A 16,054-nucleotide genomic window follows, 5' to 3' on the forward strand; every position below is an offset into this window, starting at 1 on the left:
CGATGCTATCGTCAAGACAGCAAAAGGAAAGCGGGCCAGCGAGGTTCACGATCAGCCGCGGTGGATATCCTCGTCCAGGAAGGCGCGCAGCTTTTCGATGAAGCGGTCACGCTGGGACAGCATGAACAGGTGACCACCGCCGTGGAACATCTCGATCCGGCTGTGGGGAATGGCATTGTGAAGGAAATGGGCATTAGAGGCCGGAACCAGCTGGTCCTCCTCGTCGGCCATGATCATCACCGGCATGGACAGAAGCGGCAGGAACGGCACGCTGCTCCATGTCGCAAACGCCATCATCTGATATGAGAAGCCAAGCGGCGAGGGCGCCTTGGCCGCATTGAGCGAGACCTTTCCGCTGCCCCCACCATTATAGATCGAGGCGAGGTTTCGGCGCAGTGTCCGCTCTACCGTGTACTCACGTGGATCGGACAGGTGGGCGAGCATGGAGCTATTGCCGGGCACCATGGTCGCGCCGCCGGATGCCGTGGCCGCAAGAACGATCCGCCCAGTCCGTGCGCGGTGCTGGAAGGCGAATTGCTGGGTCAGCGCGCCGCCCCAACTGATCCCGAGGATATCGACCTGTTCGATGCCCAGAAGATCGAGCAGCGACGCCGTGGTCAGCGCCATGCTCGGAATCGTATAGGGCAGTACTGGATCGGGCGAGCCACCGATGCCCGGCATGTCGAAGCAGATCACCTCGCGCTCTGGCAGCGCCCGGGCGACGGGGGCAAGCAGTTCGAGGTTCATGCCGATACCGTTGAGCATGAGCAGAGGGCGATATTGGCCTCTTCCGGCCCCTTCGTGCCAGCGCGCAATGTTGAGACGACGTCCGGCAACGCCGATCTTTGATTGTTTCGGTGTACTGTTCACTATGACCCCACGCTACAGCCGCTGACTAGCACCTTCGCACTCGCAGCAAAAGTACACGAATGCGGATCGCTTAACGCTTTCTCAAAGCACCGTCGTGCAAACACGCGCCATGCCGGGAGACGCTGAAACTCAACCAAACAGGCAAACTGCCACGCGCGACTTCGCGCGTACGCGCCGGCGGGAACGTCCTGTCGTCCCGGCAGCGCCCGAAGCAGGGGCCAGTTTTCTGTTTGGCAGCGATTCGGCGAACCGCCTGATAGCACCGGAATGGCCGCAAATGGCCTATGTCATGCTGGTGCTTCCGCTGCTGGTTGCCGGTTTCAACCTGGTGATCCCGAACCCGCTTGCAGCACTCTTGGCGGTTGTCGCCGCTATTGCGGCGCACCTTTCGAAGCTCGCGGTGCGCCGTGAAGCGCAAAGCGAGATGGAGACCGGGCAGCGGATGGCACTGATGGGTGTGGCAGTTGCCTTACCCATGTTTCTGTTTGGCTCTGCCATGGGCGTCTGGGGCACTTCGGGTCAGATCGATTGGTTCTACTGCCTCGTCGCAGTGGCAACTGTTTCGTTGCTGGCGACAGTGGTGCTCTCGGGCCGCTTGGTGGGCGTGCTTGCCGCTCAGATCTCAGTGTGGTCGGGCGTAACCTGTGTCGCCAGCACGTTCGGTGGCTACTTCTCTTTGCTGGTAGGTGTTGCGATTGCCGTCGCAGCCTACCTGCGCCAGCGCAAGATCGACCTGCTGCTTCGCGAGAAGCTGGAGAACGACCAGCGCGCATCCACCCGCGCACAGGAAATTCTTTCCGATTATGAAGAGACGGGGCAGGGCTGGTTCTGGGAAACTGATCGTCGTGGTCAGCTGACATATCTTTCCACACCCGTTGCCGAGATTCTCGGTCGCAAGGTCGACGATCTGATCGGCCGTCCCTTTGCCGAGCTGTTCAACCTGTCCGAGCAATCGGGCGAAGGCGAACGTACGCTGGCCTTTCACCTCTCCGCGCGATCCAGCTTCGGCGAACTTGCGGTGCGGGCAGCGACAGCGGAAGAGGAACGCTGGTGGTCGATCACCGGCCGGCCGACCTACGACACGTTCAACAACTTCACCGGTTTCCGCGGCTCGGGCACGGACCTTACCGAAAAGCGTCGTTCGCAGGAGCATGCTTCGCGGTTGGCGCACTTTGATTCGCTGACAGGCCTGTCCAACCGCTTCCGCATGTCGCAGACGCTGGAGAAGATCCTTCTCGCTCCGCAACTGCATCAGCGCGCCTGCACGGTCTTCCTGCTCGACCTTGATCGCTTCAAGCAGGTGAACGATACGCTAGGCCATCCCGCCGGCGATGCGCTACTCAAGCAGGTCGCGCAGCGTCTGGAGCGGGTCGTGGGCAAGATGGGCCGTGTCGGCCGCCTCGGTGGCGATGAATTCCAGGTGATTTTGCCTGGCAAGATCGAGCGCGAGCAACTTGGCCATCTGGCCCAGCGCATCATCGAGAGCCTGTCGCAACCCTACTCAATCGAGGGCAGCCGCGTGATGATCGGCGCTTCGGTCGGCATCGCGCTGGCGCCGGACGATGGCGTGACCAGCGAGGCGCTGATCCGCAATGCCGACCTGGCGCTCTATGCCGCCAAGGATGGCGGACGCGGACGCTTCCACTTCTATGCGCCGGACCTGCACAGCGATGCCGAAGAGCGCCGCCAGATGGAAGAAGACCTGCGCGATGCGGTCTCGAATGGTGGTCTTGAGCTTTACTATCAGCCAGTCGTGCAGACAGCGACCGAGAAGATTACCGGATTCGAGGCGCTGCTGCGCTGGAACCATCCCGAGCACGGCTGGATCAGCCCGAGCCGGTTCATACCCATCGCAGAAGATACCGGTCTGATTGCGCCGATTGGCGAGTGGGCGCTGCGCACCGCTTGTCAGGACTTGGCGCGCTGGCCCGATAACGTGCGCGTAGCCGTAAACGTGTCACCGCTACAGTTCGCCAATCCGTCGCTTCCAGTGATCGTCACCAACGCGCTGGCAAGTTCGCAGGTGGCAGCAGAACGCCTCGAACTGGAGATCACCGAAAGCGTGTTCCTCAATGACGACGAGGGCACCGACCAGATGTTCAAGTCGTTGAAAGCCATCGGCGTGCGCCTGGCGCTTGACGATTTCGGCACAGGCTATTCCTCGCTCGGCTACTTGCGGTCTGCGCCGTTCGACAAGATCAAGATCGACCAGAGCTTCGTGCGCGGCGCGACGCAACCCGGCAGCCGCAACGGCGCGATCATCGCCTCGATCGTCAGCCTTGCCGAGGCACTGGGCATGGAAACGACGGCCGAAGGTGTCGAGACGCTGGACGAACTTGACCTCGTCCGCATGCTCGGCTGCAGCCACGTGCAGGGCTATATCTACGAGCGTCCGCTGTCGGCGATGAACGCCGCTGCCCGTCTTTCGACCGGCCTCATGGCTATCGCTCAAGGGCCACGTTCCGCACGCGCCGCGCGCCAGTCCATGCTGCGCAAGGTCGTGCTCGATCACGGCGGCCATCGCTACAACGCGATGGTCCGCAATATCAGCCAGACCGGGGCGCTGATCGAAGGCTTGTGGAACGTGCCTCCGGGAACGATCTTCCGGGTACTGTTGGCAGAGAACCACGTGGTTACGGCAACTTGCCGCTGGTCAAGCGATGACCGCATGGGCGTGGAATTCTCCATGCCGCTGCGGCTCGACGAGGGCGGGCGCATTGCTGCCGTATCGGGCATTCCACCGGTCAAGAACGAACCCGAGCCGGTGGTTCAGCGCAAAGTGGGATGACTTCTCAGCCGAGCGCGGCCATCTTCTCTTCAGCAAGACGGTCGAGTTCGGCGCGGCTCTTCTTCTCAGCTGCCGTCTTCAACTGCCCGCAGGCTGCGTCGATGTCGCGCCCGCGTGGCGTGCGTACCGGTGCGCTGATCCCGGCTTCGAACACGATATTCGCGAAGCTCTTGATCCGCTCCGGGCTGGAGCACTCGTAGGGTGCGCCGGGCCAGGGGTTGAACGGGATCAGGTTGACCTTGGCTGGCAGCTTGTACTGACGGATCAGGCGCACCAGCTCGCGCGCGTCGTCGTCGCTGTCGTTCTTGTCCTTCAGCATCACGTACTCGAACGTGATGCGGCGGGCGTTCGAAGCGCCGGGATAGTCAGAGCAGGCCTGCAGCAGTTCGTCGATGCCGTACTTGCGGTTGATCGGCACGATCTCGTCGCGCACGTCCTTGGTCACCGCGTGGAGAGAGACCGCGAGGTTCACCCCGATCTCCTCGCCGCAGCGCTCCATCATCGGCACGACGCCGCTGGTCGAGAGCGTGATGCGACGCTTCGACAGGGCGAGCCCGTCGCCGTCCATGACCAGCTTGAGCGCATCGCGCACATTGTCGAAATTGTAGAGCGGCTCCCCCATGCCCATCATCACGATGTTCGTCAGCAGGCGACCATCGGGGGTGTAGGCGCTGGCAGCTTCCTCGTCTTCATCGTCGAAGTCGAGCCCGGCCATCGTACCTCCAGCCTTGGGCCATTCGCCCAGCGCATCGCGCGCGAGCATGACCTGGCCGACGATCTCCCCCGGTGTCAGGTTGCGCACCAGGCGCATCGTGCCAGTGTGGCAGAAGCGGCAATTGAGCGTGCAGCCGACCTGGCTCGAAACGCAAAGCGTGCCGCGATCCGCATCGGGGATGAACACCATCTCGAAATCGTGCTTGTCTGCCGTGCGCAGCAGCCACTTGCGCGTGCCATCGGTCGAAACCTGCGCCTCGACAATGTCCGGGCGACCGATCACGAAGCGCTCCGCCAGCCATGGGCGCATCGTCTTGGCGATGTCGGTCATCGCTTCGAAGTCGGTCACGCCGCGATGATAAAGCCAGTGAAACACCTGCTTCGCGCGCAGCTTGGCCGCCTTGGCATCAAGACCCGCGGCTTCGAATAGCGAGGCGATCTGCTTCTTCGGCAGGCCGATGAGGTCCACCCGTCCATCCTCGCGCGGCGTCACCTCGCGCGGCACCGGAACGGGATCAACGTGCCCAGCAATGGGCATGTTGGCGGGAAGCGAGGGGCTGGGATCGATCTGGCTCTGCATCGCGCGCATATAGTGATTCGAGGCCCCGGGCGCAAACCGAGGCTCGCGCGAACGCCTTGGGGACGTTGGTGTTCCAGTATTTCATCGCCCGTGTGCTGCACTTCATCGCTTTTTATGTGGCTGAAATGTCACGGTTTCCTGTTGTGTGAGGTTCAGGAAACCGGATGCAGTTCCGCTCATTCCACCGGTCACTGTCGGGTCGCAACGACAACAGGACCGGCAGGAAGTTTTCGAATGGAGTGAGACATGAAGAAGATCTGCGCAATTCTCGCCGCCGGCACCGCCATCGCCGCCGCCCCTGCGTACGCGCAGGACGCTACCCCTGCCGAGAGCTTCAGCGGCTTTCGCGCTGAAGCTCTCGTCGGCTACGACCACAACCGCTCGGGCAGCAGCGAAGACGTCGACGGCGACCGTGATCTGAAGCAGTCGATCGACGGCGTCGAATACGGTGCTGCCATCGGTTACGATATCCCGCTTGGCACCAACCTGGTTGCCGGCGCCGAAGCCGAAATCACCGACAGCAGCGCCAGCTGGGACAACAACAACGACCAGCCGAACGTGTTCAATCTTGGCCGCGTAGAAGCCGGTCGCCAGTACTATGTCGGTGCCCGTCTTGGTTACGCGATGAGCCCGAGCACCATGGTCTACGTCAAGGGTGGTTACAGCAACGCCCGTTACAACCTGCAGGGCACGAACGGCACGACCAATCTGCGCCAGCGCCTTGACACCGACGGCTATCGCGTCGGCGCGGGCGTCGAGCAGAACATCGGCACCAACGCCTTCGTGAAGCTCGAATACAAGTACGCCAACTACAGCGAAGGCGAATTCGACTTCAACGGCGACACGCCGGACTCGAGCCGCTTCAACATCGACACCGACCGTCACTCGGTGACTGCTGGCGTCGGCATCCGCTTCTAAGCTTCAAGCTTGAAGACAAGGGAAGGGCGGGCCGCCAGGGCTCGCCCTTTTCCTATCCGGCGCACCCCAGCGCCGCTGCATCCATGGCAGAGGCTGCACCGCCAAGCGTGTATACATCGCGGAACCTCCGTCCGTCCGCCCCTTGCGCTGTCACCACCACGCGCGGCGCGCTGCGCAAGGCGGCTACGATCCCGGCGTTGGCGCGCTGGTCCATCGGCCAGGCATCGGCCTGTCCCGCCTGCAGCGTGAAGTTGGCTTCGGGAAACGAGACGTTGACCGACGACCCCGGCGCCAGGCGCCTTGCAAGGCGCAAATGCACTGCACCGCGAATGCCGCGCTTGGGCCAGTAGCCCACGGTGAAGTAGGGCTGGAAAGTCTGCTCCCGCCCGTTGACCTTCTCCGCCATGGCAATCGCATAACAGCGCGGCACACCCGGATCGCGAAACGCGCCCCAAGTGCCGAACACGCCCAAGCTGTCGCGCGCGACGGCGGTCCCGCCAAGCACCAGTGCTGCCAGAACCAGCAGCCGCCTCACGGCTCCTCCCGTTTCGCGCCATCGAGCTGTCTTGCTGCTCGTTCCGCTTCTTGCGCCTCGCGCAGCTTTTCGCCCTTGGTCCGCCCGAACTTGGCCCGGTTGGCCTGCGCCTCAACCTCGCGCGAAACCCGCGCCTTGGCCTTGCGCCCTGCTCGGAGATTGACGACATCGCCCATCAGGCGTGCTCGATCCCGCGTTCCGAGCCGAACAGGACCGATTCTTCGCCGTCCTGGATCAGCGCAATTGAACCTTGCACGAGCGACGGCGCAATTGGTGCGCCGTGAAGGGGATGCACCGGATAGCCCGCCATGATCCCGCGCAACACGCGGCTTGAGATGCCGTGCATCACGACGATGTGATCGCCGCTCTCGTCGGTCAACCCCTCGAGCCAGCGGTTCAGCCGCGCCGCAATCATCGGGTAGTCCTCGCCATCGGGCGCCGGACGCAGCAGGTGGTCTTCGATCACGATCGGGCCGACCTCGTCCTCGACATCACTGTAGGATCGGCCGCACCACGATCCCATGTCGATCTCCTTGAGATCCATCGTCCGCTGCCCGGCGAACCAGTCTAGCCCCAGTTCCTCGGCAATCAGCGCCGCCGTCTGCAAGGCGCGCCCGGTGTCGGAGATATGCAGCGTCACTTGTGGTCGCTCGCCCAGTTCGGCCCGCAGCGCACAGCCCATCGCCACCGCCTGCTCGAAGCCCTGCCGCGTAAGCGGCGTGTGGATGTGGTTCGCCTGCAGCCGACGCGTCGCATTATAGACCGTCTCGCCGTGGCGCATGATGTAGAAGCGACCCCGTTTCATGGGAACGCTCATAGCGCTAGGCTTCGGGATAGGAAACGCTCATGATTTCCCACTCCTTCTCGCCCGAAGGCAACCGCACCACACGCAAATCGCCAACCCGCGCCCCGCGCAAGGCCTTGGCAATCGGCGCGCTCCATCCGATCAGCCCCTTCGAGGCATCCTGCTCGTCATCGCCGACCAAGGTCAGAACCTTGCGGTTGTCGTCCTCGTCGGCAATCTCGACACAGGCTCCGAACAGCACGCGCGACCGATCCTCCTGCCGCGCGGGATCGACCACCCGCGCCGCCTTCATCCGCCGCGCAAGGAACGCCAGTTCCCGATCAATCTCCCGCATCCGCTTGCGGCCATAGAGATAATCGCCGTTCTCCGACCGGTCGCCGTTGCCGGCAGCCCAGCTAACGATTTCGACGATGGCCGGGCGCTCAGTGCCGAGAAGGTGGTCATAGCGCGCGCGTAGTGCCGCAAATCCGGCGGGAGTGATGGGGTGACCGTCAGGTTTCATGCCCCGTTTGTGGGCGAGGACGAGAATCTAAACAACAAATCCGCCCCATTTTTCCGCAGGACAAATGGGGAGGGGGACCGCCCGCGAAGCGGTTGGTGGAGGGGCAAGAGAAAGAATCCCTCCGTCACCGGCTGCACCGCTGACACCTCCCCGTTTGTGCTCCGCAAAAACAGGTAGGATAGAGAACTGCGGCCTCAACACTAACCCATCCCGGGCTTGACCCGGGATCCCGCTTCTCAAGCGCCAGACCGAGGGATTGTATACCTTCGGCCGCCGAAAAACTCTCCGAACAGCGTTCTCACCTGCTCGGTCGAAAGGCTTTGCTCCGGCACCCTCTTAAAGGCGGCCCGTATCCGATCCCGTAGTGAAGGCATGGCCTGTGCCTCTTGCACAACACGCGCCGAATACTCGGTGGTCGAATCTGCCCTGAATGAGGCAAGCGTTAATAAGCTGCCACTGCGTGCCGTGACTGACCAATACAACCCGCAACGCTTGGCGCGAATGTACCTCTTCGGTTCAATCGTCAGAGACGCGATCTCGCCATTGTCGAACTGGTCCAGTCCGACCATTGCAGCATGAAGCTCTTCTTCCGACCGTATACCATGCTCAAAATACCTGCCCAAGATCAGCGTAGCCTCGCTCACCCCGGTTCCCGCTTCCCGATAAAGTAGCTCATCGGATTGCTCCCGCGATAGCTTGCATACTGCGGGTTCATCGCCTCATAGACCACCGCATTTTCCAGCACGCGCTGGACGTAGTTGCGTGTCTCGGAAAGCGGGATCTTCTCGATCCATTCCACCCAGTCGATACCGCCATTGCGCGGATCGCCATTGGCGCGCAGGAACTTGTTCACGTTGCCGGGGCCAGCGTTGTAGGCCGCCACGGCCAGTGGCCAAGAGCCGCGATAATAGTCGAGCATGCGCGCGAAATAGCCCGAGCCGAGCTGGATGTTGTATCCTGCATCCTGCGTCAGCGCCGAAGCGTTGTACGACAGCCCCAGCTTGCCCGCCTGCTCATTGGCCGTGCCCGGCATCAGCTGCATCAGCCCGCGCGCGCCGGCATGGCTGACCGCGTTCTGCGCGAACTGGCTTTCCTGCCGGCTGATGGCGTGAATGCCGGTCCACTTCGCCTCATAGCCCGGCGGCACGGGGATCAGCGGGAAGGCGATGTGCTGGAAATCGAGGTAGCCGCGCGCCGCCGCTGCCTGCCCGACGATCACGCCGAGGTCGCGCCGCCCCAACTCACGCGCCAGGTTCGCCACCATCATGTGCTGCGCTTCGGTCTGCTGCTGCTCGGCCACTTCCTTGAAGAAGCGCACGGTCGTCTTCCAGTCGCCATTGCGGGCGACCTCGCGCACGGCCAGTGTCAGTGGCTGGCTGTAGAAGCGGCTACGTTCATCGGGTGAGGGTTGGACGTTCGAGTCCCTGGCAAATTGCGGCACCGGACGGCCCAGCCTCTCCAGCGCCAGCAAGCCATAGAACTGGTCGCCATACTGCGCCGCCATCTCGAAGTACCGCCGGGCCTCGGCCTGTTGCCCGGCCCGCGCTGCGGCCTTTCCGGCCCAGTAGAAGCCCTTCGAGCGCGTCCCCGGCGTGCGCGCCGCGGCGCCATAGCGCCAGAACAATGGCGCCGCCCCGGCAAAGTCGCCGGCGTTGAAATACCCTTGCGTTCCGCCCAGCCACATCAGCGAGGTATAGTCGTCGCGCAGCCCGTAATTCAGCTGGCTGACGTCCTCACCGGGCGCAAAGGCATCGTCGATCCCCGCTGCGATGCGCATGGCCGCGCGGGCATCGCCCGACGTCGCCGCGCCACGCGCGTTGACCAGAAGTTCCTCGACCCACTTGTCGCGATCAAGCGGCTTGCGAGAGAGCAATGGACGGTTGGACAGCAGATCGCGCGCTGCTGCGCCCTGGCCAGACTTGCGCAACTGGCGCACGCGCTGAAAAATGAAACCGGGATCGGCATTGAACTGCTGCGCAGGAACCCCTGCCAACAGGCCATAGGGATCGCCCCCCTGCATCGCCGCCAGCCGCGCGCTGTCGATGCCCTTGCGCGCCGGGCTGACCCAGACGATCTGCCGTGCCGCCTGATCAGTCGATCCAGACCACAGCAACGCATCCATCCGCGCATCGTGATCGTCGGGCGTGAAGCTGGTGCCCCATGCGGCGAGCAGAGCGGCCTCGGCCGCATCGGTCATCGCCCCACCGCGCCAAGCCGCCCGCGCGGCTTCCCGCGCTTCGGGCCGACCGAGCTGCGTTAACGCCAGCGCATATTGGGCGCGGCCAAGGTTGGTCAGCGGCGGCTTCTGGCTGAAATAGGCAACCAGCCGCGAAGGCTCGGCAAAATCGCGTTCCAGCGAAAGCTCGGCATAGCGCCGCAGCTTCTCCTCGTCGGGAAAGCCGGGATACGACAGCACGAAATTCGAGTAATCGGAAAAGCTGAAGCGGTTGGAACTGGACAGCAGCTTCCATCGTTCCACAGCAGCCATCATCGGCCCACCCTGACTGGCGGTGAGATTGGCGCGGGCGCGGTCCCAGTCGGATCCATCGGCACCGTCGGCGCCGCTCGCGTGCACTGCGCTCGAGGCGACCACCGTCTGGAGCAGAACCCCGGCAAATCCCCAGCGCAACATCAAGGCTTTCACGTCCATGCCGGACATACTATGGAGCGGCTCCTTATCACGCGCTGAACAGGCCCCCAGCGGGTTCGGATCACGATGAACCGAAACGCATCATGGGGTAAATTGAGGGGTATTGTCCATGTTTTCCGGCTCGATTCCGGCCCTAGTGACTCCATTTCGCGATGGAGCGTTTGACGAGAAAGCGTTTCGCCGCCTCGTCGACTGGCAGATCGAGAACGGATCGTCGGCGCTGGTCCCCTGCGGCACCACCGGCGAGGCATCGACCCTGTCCAATGCCGAACACCACCGCGTCATCGAAGTCTGCGTCGAACAGGCCGCGGGCCGCGTTCCGGTAATTGCCGGCTGCGGCAGCAACGATACGATGAACGCGCTGCTGCACATGAACTTCTCGAAGAAGTGTGGTGCCCAGGCGGCGCTCTGCGTCGCGCCATATTACAATCGGCCAAGCCAGGCGGGCATCATTGCTCACTTCAGCTACCTTGCCGAGCACAACGACCTGCCGATCGTGCTCTACAACGTGCCCGGCCGTACGGTGACCGACATCCTGCCGGAAACCGTGTGCGAGCTGGCCAAGCGCTATCCCGAGAAGATCATCGGCATCAAGGACGCCAGCGGCGACCTGTCGCGCGTGACCGATCATCGCATGGGCATCGGCAAGCACTTCTGCCAGCTTTCGGGCGACGATGAATTGGCGCTCCCGGCCAACGCTGCCGGTGCCGTGGGCTGCATCTCGGTCACCGCCAACGTCGCGCCGAAGCTCTGCGCCGAGTTCCAGGCCGCTTGTGCCGCCAACGATCTCGAAAAGGCGCGCGAGCTTAACGACAAGCTCTATCCGCTCCACTACGCGATGTTTGAGGATGCCTCGCCCGGCCCGGTCAAGTACGCGCTGAGCCGCGTCTTCCCGGATATCTCGGACGAACTGCGCCTGCCCATGGTTCCCTGCAACGACGCGGCCCGCAAGGCGGTCGACGCGGCGCTGCAGCATGCCGGCCTGATCTGACGCGTCGCGTCCGGAAAACTGCTGCCCGACAAAGTGCGAAGTTCCCCTTCCGCTTTGTCGGGCCAGCGCCTACATGCAGCCACATCATGGCACGTCCCGTACATCCCGAATTCGACAAGAAGAAGATCGTCGCCGAAAACCGGCGCGCCCGCTTCGAATACTTCATCGAGGAGAAGTACGAGGCCGGCATCGTGCTGACCGGGACCGAGGTCAAATCCCTCCGTTTCGGTGAAGGATCGATTGCCGAAAGCTATGCCGAGGTGAAGGGCGGCGAAGTCTGGCTGGTCAACTCCAACGTGCCCGAATTCAGCCACGGCAACCGCTTCAACCACGTGCCCAAGCGCCCGCGCAAGTTGCTGCTGAAGGAACGGCAGATTGCCAAATTTACCGGCGCGGTCGAGCGCAAAGGCATGACGCTGGTTCCGCTTTCGATCTACTTCAACAGCCGTGGTCGCGCGAAAGTCGAGCTCGCGCTGTGCAAGGGCAAGAACGTCGCCGACAAGCGCGCGACGATGAAGGACCGTGATTGGAAGCGCGACAAGGCGCGGATCATGAAGGACCACGGCTAGGTCGATCCGGGGTGAGGCACTTCACCGACCGGCAAGGAAATCCGGTCTAAGCGAACAAACGGGCCCGTGGCGGGGCGGACGGGAAACGGATACAACAGACGCGCAATGTTCGAGCGGATCGTCAACTGGGCGCGGGCCAACATGCCAACGCGCGAGCAGATGGAGCAGAACCGCTTCGCGCGCCCGCTTGCCGCCCGGCATGAACTGTGGCGCTTCACGCGCCGTTCGGTGCCACGCGGAGTCGCCGCCGGACTTTTCATAGGCATCTTCGCGCTGATTCCCGGCATCCAGATCATCGGTGCGGCCTTGATGTGCGTGCCGTGCCGGGGCAACATCCCGCTTGCCGTGCTGATGACCTTCATCTCGATCCCGCCGACAACGCTGTTCGTGTTCCTTCCAGGCGCCATTGCCGTGGGCAACAGCTTCGGTTTCCACGCGGACTTCTCCACCGTGCAGGCCATGGTTACCAAAGGCGCGGGCATCGGCGAATGGCTCGTCTGGCTTGGATCGGATGCGGCGCCGTCCCTTGTCATCGGGCTTTTCCTGATTTCGGTCGTTTCGGCCGCAATCGGCTATGTCCTTGCAGCGTTCGGTTGGCGCTGGTGGACCGCGCACAAGCGCAAGGTGCGCAACATGCGGGCCGCCGCCCGGGACTTTCCCGACTGATGGCGAGCATGGTCAGCGGAGGGGGGGCAGTGGTCACGGCCACCGTGCCCTTGCGCGATTGGCTCATGTTTTCAGGCGCGGTTGCGGTAAGCGCTGCAGCGCTTTGGGGGATCTCCGGCCAACCGCTGCTCGCCGCCGGGTTTGCAGGAGGGGGCACTGTCATCGGCGCAGCCTTGCGCGTTTTGCTTCGCCCCCGCCAGGATGCAGTTACCGAGGATTTCGCCGCTCCGGATTGGACGGTCACCAATGCCGCGATCGCGCGCGACGATGTGGGCATCGCCATCACCGACAGGGCAGGGCGGCTGGTCTGCGCCAATGGCCTGATGGGGGCCTGGTTCGGTATCACCGCCGCACCGCCACGTCTTCCGGTCGAGCGCGGCTCGGTCGAGTTGCTCGAAGCTGCAACGCGAGCCGCGTGGCGAGATGGCTCTGCAAAGGCCGACGGCGTTGCGTCCAGCCAAGGCACGTGGACGGCAGAGATTCAGCGCGTCGGCCGGGGCGAGGACTACCTCGTCTGGCGCTTCGTGCCGGTCGTCACGCAGGATCTTGTGGCAGACATGGCGGGGCACATCGCCGGCAAGGTCGGCCGCGCTCTCGCCCGCGAGGGGCTGCAGGCGGCCGTGGTCTCGCCCGAAGGCGTGATCCTCGCGGCCAACGCAGCCTTCGCCCAGCGCGCGACCGGTTCGGTCAGTGCCCAGATGGCAGGCGCCGATTTCGTCTCGTTCCTCGCCAGCGACGAAAGCGACCGCATCTACTACGCCCGCGAGGGCGGCAAGGGCACGCCGGTCAAGCTCGTCCACGTGCCGGTGGCCGACCCCGATGGCGTCGCCAACACCGATCCATCACGCACAACCTCGTTGTTCCTGCTGATCGATAACGGCGGCTTCGGGCAGGGCATCGGCGATGTCACGGCGGGCCTTCCGCAGATCGAGGCGCTGCTTGCCCGCCTGCCGCTGGGTCTGGCGATGACCGACCGTGACGGGCGCTTCCTTTTCGCCAACGCCGCATTCCTGCGCGCTGCCGGGCATGACGATACGATCCCGCCGCCATATCCGTCGGACCTTGTCATCCGGGAAGACAAGGGCGCGCTGGTCGATGCCGTGCGCCGCTATGCGCAAGGGCAGGCAACCGCAGGCGACGTGGCCGTGCGCTTGCGTGCCGCACCGGACGAGCCGGTCTCGCTCAGCCTTGCGGGTGTGCGCGGGCTTGGGGAAGGGGCCGTCCTTCTCAGCCTCAAGGATTCCTCGGAAGAAACCCGGCTCAAGCGTGAGATCGCGCAGGCGACGAAGATGCAGGCCGTTGGCCAGCTTGCCGGTGGCGTTGCGCACGATTTCAACAACGTGCTTACCGCGATCATCGGCTACTGCGATCTGATGCTGATGCGCCACACGCCTGGCGACAGCGATTACGACGATATCCAGCAGATCAAGGCCAACTCGAACCGCGCAGCATCGCTCACGCGGCAGCTTCTTGCGTTCTCACGTCAGCAGACATTGCGGCCGCAGGTGCTGCAGTTGCCCGACGTGGTCGCCGAAGTCTCCGCACTGCTGAAGCGTCTGATCGGCGAGAAGATCACGCTCGAGGTCGTGCACGATCGCGACCTCGGCTTTGTTCGTGCAGACCCCACACAGCTTGAACAGGTGCTGCTGAACCTGGCCGTCAACGCGCGTGATGCCATCAATGACAAACTAGCCGCTACGGGGGCCAAGGGCGGTGGCGTGGTCAAGTTGATGACCCGGCGGGTGACGGCGGCTGACGTGCGCGCTATGAAAAGCGAGATCCTGCCGCTCGGGGATTACACTGCGCTTGTCGTCGAAGATAATGGTCACGGCATAAAGCCGTCGCAGATCGGCAAGGTCTTCGAGCCGTTCTTCACCACCAAGGAGAAAGGCAAGGGCACCGGCCTTGGTCTTTCCACCGTGTACGGCATCGTGAAGCAGTCCGGCGGTTTCATCTTTGCCGAAAGCGAGGTGGGCAAGTTTACCCGCTTCAGCATCTATCTCCCGGTCCATGTACCCGATGCCAGCGAAGCGCCCGCGCGCCAGTTAGCAAGCCCCGAACCGAAGCGGGAATGGTCAGGCGGCGGCCGGATCCTGCTGGTTGAGGACGAGGACACCGTTCGTGCCGTTGCCGAGCGTGCGCTCGTGCGCCAGGGCTATGAGGTGACCACGGCGGCGGACGGCGAGGAAGGGCTCGAGGCGATCGGCCGGGGGCAGTTCGATCTGGTCGTGTCCGACGTGGTCATGCCGACGATGGATGGCCCGGCCATGGCCCGTGAGATTCGGGCACTCCGCCCGGACATGCCGTTCCTCTTCATGTCGGGCTATGCCGAGGAGCAGCTACGCCGCGAGATCGATATCCCGAACATGCATTTTCTCGCCAAGCCTTTCTCCGTCCAGCAGATCTGCGACGAGGTGGAGAAGGTCCTCAGGGTACGCTGAAGACTCCGGGGATTCCGAACATCGTCATCATCAAGGTCACAGCGTTTCTGCGCGCCTCCGTCCCCGACCCGACCATCCATCGAGTTGTCTCGACGAGACCATCGAGGAGCGGGCAACACAATCGCGCTAGTGCCTTACGGCTAACCTGTCACGCCTCGCCGCGCTACGTCGGGTCAGGTAAACGACGCCACGAGGTCATTGGAGGGCCGGCATCCCATCGTATGAAGTGGTGGAGCGGAAGGGATTCGAACAATGCCGTAAAAATGGCGGAATAACGACGATTATTCGGGTGGCGTCTGAGGCGATACCCCCAATGTTACCCCCACGCGCCCACAATTTTCTTGAACCGAGACTTCTTTGCCCTGCGCTGTCCTCGCATTAGGTTCGGATCAGACGGCCTTCGGCAGCCTGATAGCGGAACTCGGTTATGGTTCTGTCTCTGATTCGTTCGACCGCTTCGTCAATCACCTGCAGCGGCACGACAAACCACTCCCGAGGTTTGACCAAGTGACCGAAGCGATCAGGTATGGTCAGATCGAGCTGCGCAGCCGCGAAAACCTTGTGTATCAAGCTTTCGAGCTTCTGGCAGTTCACGCCGTAAATCTTGTAGGTCGCCACTATGTCCACGCCGGCAAGCAGATAAGTCGAGTTCTTGTCCGCTCCGGAGATGCGTGTTTCGACCGAGCCGCTGGTCACGCCGATCTTATGGATTACGTCCCGGTGCTCCGTGACGAATGGATGATCCGACTTGCTCCGTAGCACATAGATGGTGCCCGTTTCGGCTTCGCCGTCCTCCGCCTTGTCGGCGAACAGGGGGCCAGGCGCGGGGTCGGTAATACGCCGCCCGGCATCATCTTCATTGAGCTGGCGCTGTAGCGATCGCATCAGCATCCCGCTTTGCGTGCCGTTGTCGAAGATTGTGGAGCGGCGTGCAAAATTGACCCCCATAGCGGGGTGATCGGCGTCTAAAATTGACCCCTTCATTCCTGGGTGTGAGGCACCGCCGTTTGGGATTTCCAAGCGGT

14 protein-coding genes are annotated in these 16,054 nt (G+C 63.2%); 6 read left to right on the top strand and 8 right to left on the bottom strand.

The window, feature by feature from the left end; all coding sequences use genetic code 11:
* Positions 1 to 51: 51 nt before the first annotated feature.
* Positions 52 to 870: an alpha/beta fold hydrolase gene (locus tag AC3WLM_RS13990; protein ID WP_039334795.1), complete on the bottom strand. Its 819-nt coding sequence runs from the start codon at positions 868 to 870 to the stop codon at positions 52 to 54.
* A gap of 277 nt (positions 871 to 1,147) precedes the next feature.
* Between AC3WLM_RS13990 and AC3WLM_RS13995 the strand changes: the two genes are divergently transcribed.
* Positions 1,148 to 3,658: an EAL domain-containing protein gene (locus tag AC3WLM_RS13995; protein ID WP_492477665.1), complete on the top strand. Its 2,511-nt coding sequence runs from the start codon at positions 1,148 to 1,150 to the stop codon at positions 3,656 to 3,658.
* Positions 3,659 to 3,662: 4 nt separating this feature from the next.
* Here the strand turns inward: AC3WLM_RS13995 and rlmN are convergent, their stop codons facing one another.
* The gene (rlmN, locus tag AC3WLM_RS14000) at positions 3,663 to 4,952 is read right to left on the bottom strand and encodes a dual-specificity RNA methyltransferase RlmN (protein ID WP_427466471.1); all 1,290 of its coding nucleotides are present in this window, start codon (positions 4,950 to 4,952) and stop codon (positions 3,663 to 3,665) included.
* 246 nt (positions 4,953 to 5,198) lie between these two features.
* On the opposite strand from rlmN, the gene AC3WLM_RS14005 reads away from it, so the two are divergent.
* The gene (locus AC3WLM_RS14005) at positions 5,199 to 5,870 is read left to right on the top strand and encodes an outer membrane protein (RefSeq protein ID WP_492477666.1); all 672 of its coding nucleotides are present in this window, start codon (positions 5,199 to 5,201) and stop codon (positions 5,868 to 5,870) included.
* Positions 5,871 to 5,922: 52 nt separating this feature from the next.
* On the opposite strand, the gene AC3WLM_RS14010 is transcribed toward AC3WLM_RS14005, so the two are convergent.
* The 5 genes from AC3WLM_RS14010 to AC3WLM_RS14030 form a co-directional block, all read right to left on the bottom strand.
* Positions 5,923 to 6,405, bottom strand: a complete 483-nt coding sequence (locus AC3WLM_RS14010; protein WP_039334801.1) for a hypothetical protein — start codon at positions 6,403 to 6,405, stop codon at positions 5,923 to 5,925.
* Complete coding sequence (locus AC3WLM_RS14015) at positions 6,402 to 6,581, bottom strand: DUF4169 family protein (protein WP_492477667.1); 180 nt, start codon at positions 6,579 to 6,581, stop codon at positions 6,402 to 6,404. The genes AC3WLM_RS14010 and AC3WLM_RS14015 overlap by 4 nt, the downstream gene beginning before the upstream one ends.
* On the bottom strand, positions 6,581 to 7,210 hold the full coding sequence (locus tag AC3WLM_RS14020) for a phosphoglycerate mutase family protein (protein ID WP_039334971.1): 630 nt from the start codon (positions 7,208 to 7,210) through the stop codon (positions 6,581 to 6,583). The genes AC3WLM_RS14015 and AC3WLM_RS14020 overlap by 1 nt, the downstream gene beginning before the upstream one ends.
* A 16-nt stretch (positions 7,211 to 7,226) precedes the next feature.
* Positions 7,227 to 7,712, bottom strand: a complete 486-nt coding sequence (gene greB, locus AC3WLM_RS14025) for a transcription elongation factor GreB (protein ID WP_039334807.1) — start codon at positions 7,710 to 7,712, stop codon at positions 7,227 to 7,229.
* A gap of 640 nt (positions 7,713 to 8,352) precedes the next feature.
* Positions 8,353 to 10,371 (bottom strand): lytic transglycosylase domain-containing protein, encoded by a 2,019-nt coding sequence (locus AC3WLM_RS14030; protein ID WP_492477668.1) that lies wholly within the window; start codon positions 10,369 to 10,371, stop codon positions 8,353 to 8,355.
* 100 nt (positions 10,372 to 10,471) lie between these two features.
* Here AC3WLM_RS14030 and dapA point away from each other — a divergent pair, with 100 nt between their 5' ends.
* The 4 genes from dapA (at position 10,472) to AC3WLM_RS14050 (ending at position 15,029) form a co-directional block, all read left to right on the top strand.
* Positions 10,472 to 11,353 carry a 4-hydroxy-tetrahydrodipicolinate synthase gene (dapA, locus tag AC3WLM_RS14035; RefSeq protein WP_039334815.1) on the top strand — a complete coding sequence of 294 codons (882 nt, stop codon included), beginning with the start codon at positions 10,472 to 10,474 and terminating at the stop codon, positions 11,351 to 11,353.
* 86 nt (positions 11,354 to 11,439) lie between these two features.
* Positions 11,440 to 11,922, top strand: a complete 483-nt coding sequence (smpB, locus tag AC3WLM_RS14040) for an SsrA-binding protein SmpB (protein ID WP_039334817.1) — start codon at positions 11,440 to 11,442, stop codon at positions 11,920 to 11,922.
* Positions 11,923 to 12,027: 105 nt separating this feature from the next.
* On the top strand, positions 12,028 to 12,588 hold the full coding sequence (locus tag AC3WLM_RS14045) for a DUF2062 domain-containing protein (RefSeq protein ID WP_492477669.1): 561 nt from the start codon (positions 12,028 to 12,030) through the stop codon (positions 12,586 to 12,588).
* A gap of 8 nt (positions 12,589 to 12,596) precedes the next feature.
* Positions 12,597 to 15,029, top strand: coding sequence for a response regulator (locus tag AC3WLM_RS14050; protein ID WP_492478131.1), 2,433 nt, complete (start codon positions 12,597 to 12,599; stop codon positions 15,027 to 15,029).
* Between the two features lie 378 nt (positions 15,030 to 15,407).
* Here AC3WLM_RS14050 and AC3WLM_RS14055 read toward each other — a convergent pair whose 3' ends face one another.
* Positions 15,408 to 16,013 (bottom strand): GIY-YIG nuclease family protein, encoded by a 606-nt coding sequence (locus AC3WLM_RS14055; protein WP_492477670.1) that lies wholly within the window; start codon positions 16,011 to 16,013, stop codon positions 15,408 to 15,410.
* Positions 16,014 to 16,054 lie beyond the last annotated feature (41 nt).

This window comes from Novosphingobium sp. FW305-C-30-35, assembly GCF_058783135.1.

Coding starts and splice junctions, on each gene's coding strand:
- AC3WLM_RS14015 (WP_492477667.1), bottom strand. CDS start 6,581: ATGGGCGATGTCGTCAATCTCCGAGCAGGGCGCAAGGCCAAGGCGCGG.
- greB (WP_039334807.1), bottom strand. CDS start 7,712: ATGAAACCTGACGGTCACCCCATCACTCCCGCCGGATTTGCGGCACTA.
- AC3WLM_RS14045 (WP_492477669.1), top strand. CDS start 12,028: ATGTTCGAGCGGATCGTCAACTGGGCGCGGGCCAACATGCCAACGCGC.
- AC3WLM_RS14050 (WP_492478131.1), top strand. CDS start 12,597: ATGGTCAGCGGAGGGGGGGCAGTGGTCACGGCCACCGTGCCCTTGCGC.
- smpB (WP_039334817.1), top strand. CDS start 11,440: ATGGCACGTCCCGTACATCCCGAATTCGACAAGAAGAAGATCGTCGCC.
- AC3WLM_RS13995 (WP_492477665.1), top strand. CDS start 1,148: ATGGCCTATGTCATGCTGGTGCTTCCGCTGCTGGTTGCCGGTTTCAAC.
- rlmN (WP_427466471.1), bottom strand. CDS start 4,952: ATGCAGAGCCAGATCGATCCCAGCCCCTCGCTTCCCGCCAACATGCCC.
- AC3WLM_RS14005 (WP_492477666.1), top strand. CDS start 5,199: ATGAAGAAGATCTGCGCAATTCTCGCCGCCGGCACCGCCATCGCCGCC.
- AC3WLM_RS14020 (WP_039334971.1), bottom strand. CDS start 7,210: ATGAAACGGGGTCGCTTCTACATCATGCGCCACGGCGAGACGGTCTAT.
- AC3WLM_RS14030 (WP_492477668.1), bottom strand. CDS start 10,371: ATGTCCGGCATGGACGTGAAAGCCTTGATGTTGCGCTGGGGATTTGCC.
- AC3WLM_RS14055 (WP_492477670.1), bottom strand. CDS start 16,013: ATGAAGGGGTCAATTTTAGACGCCGATCACCCCGCTATGGGGGTCAAT.
- dapA (WP_039334815.1), top strand. CDS start 10,472: ATGTTTTCCGGCTCGATTCCGGCCCTAGTGACTCCATTTCGCGATGGA.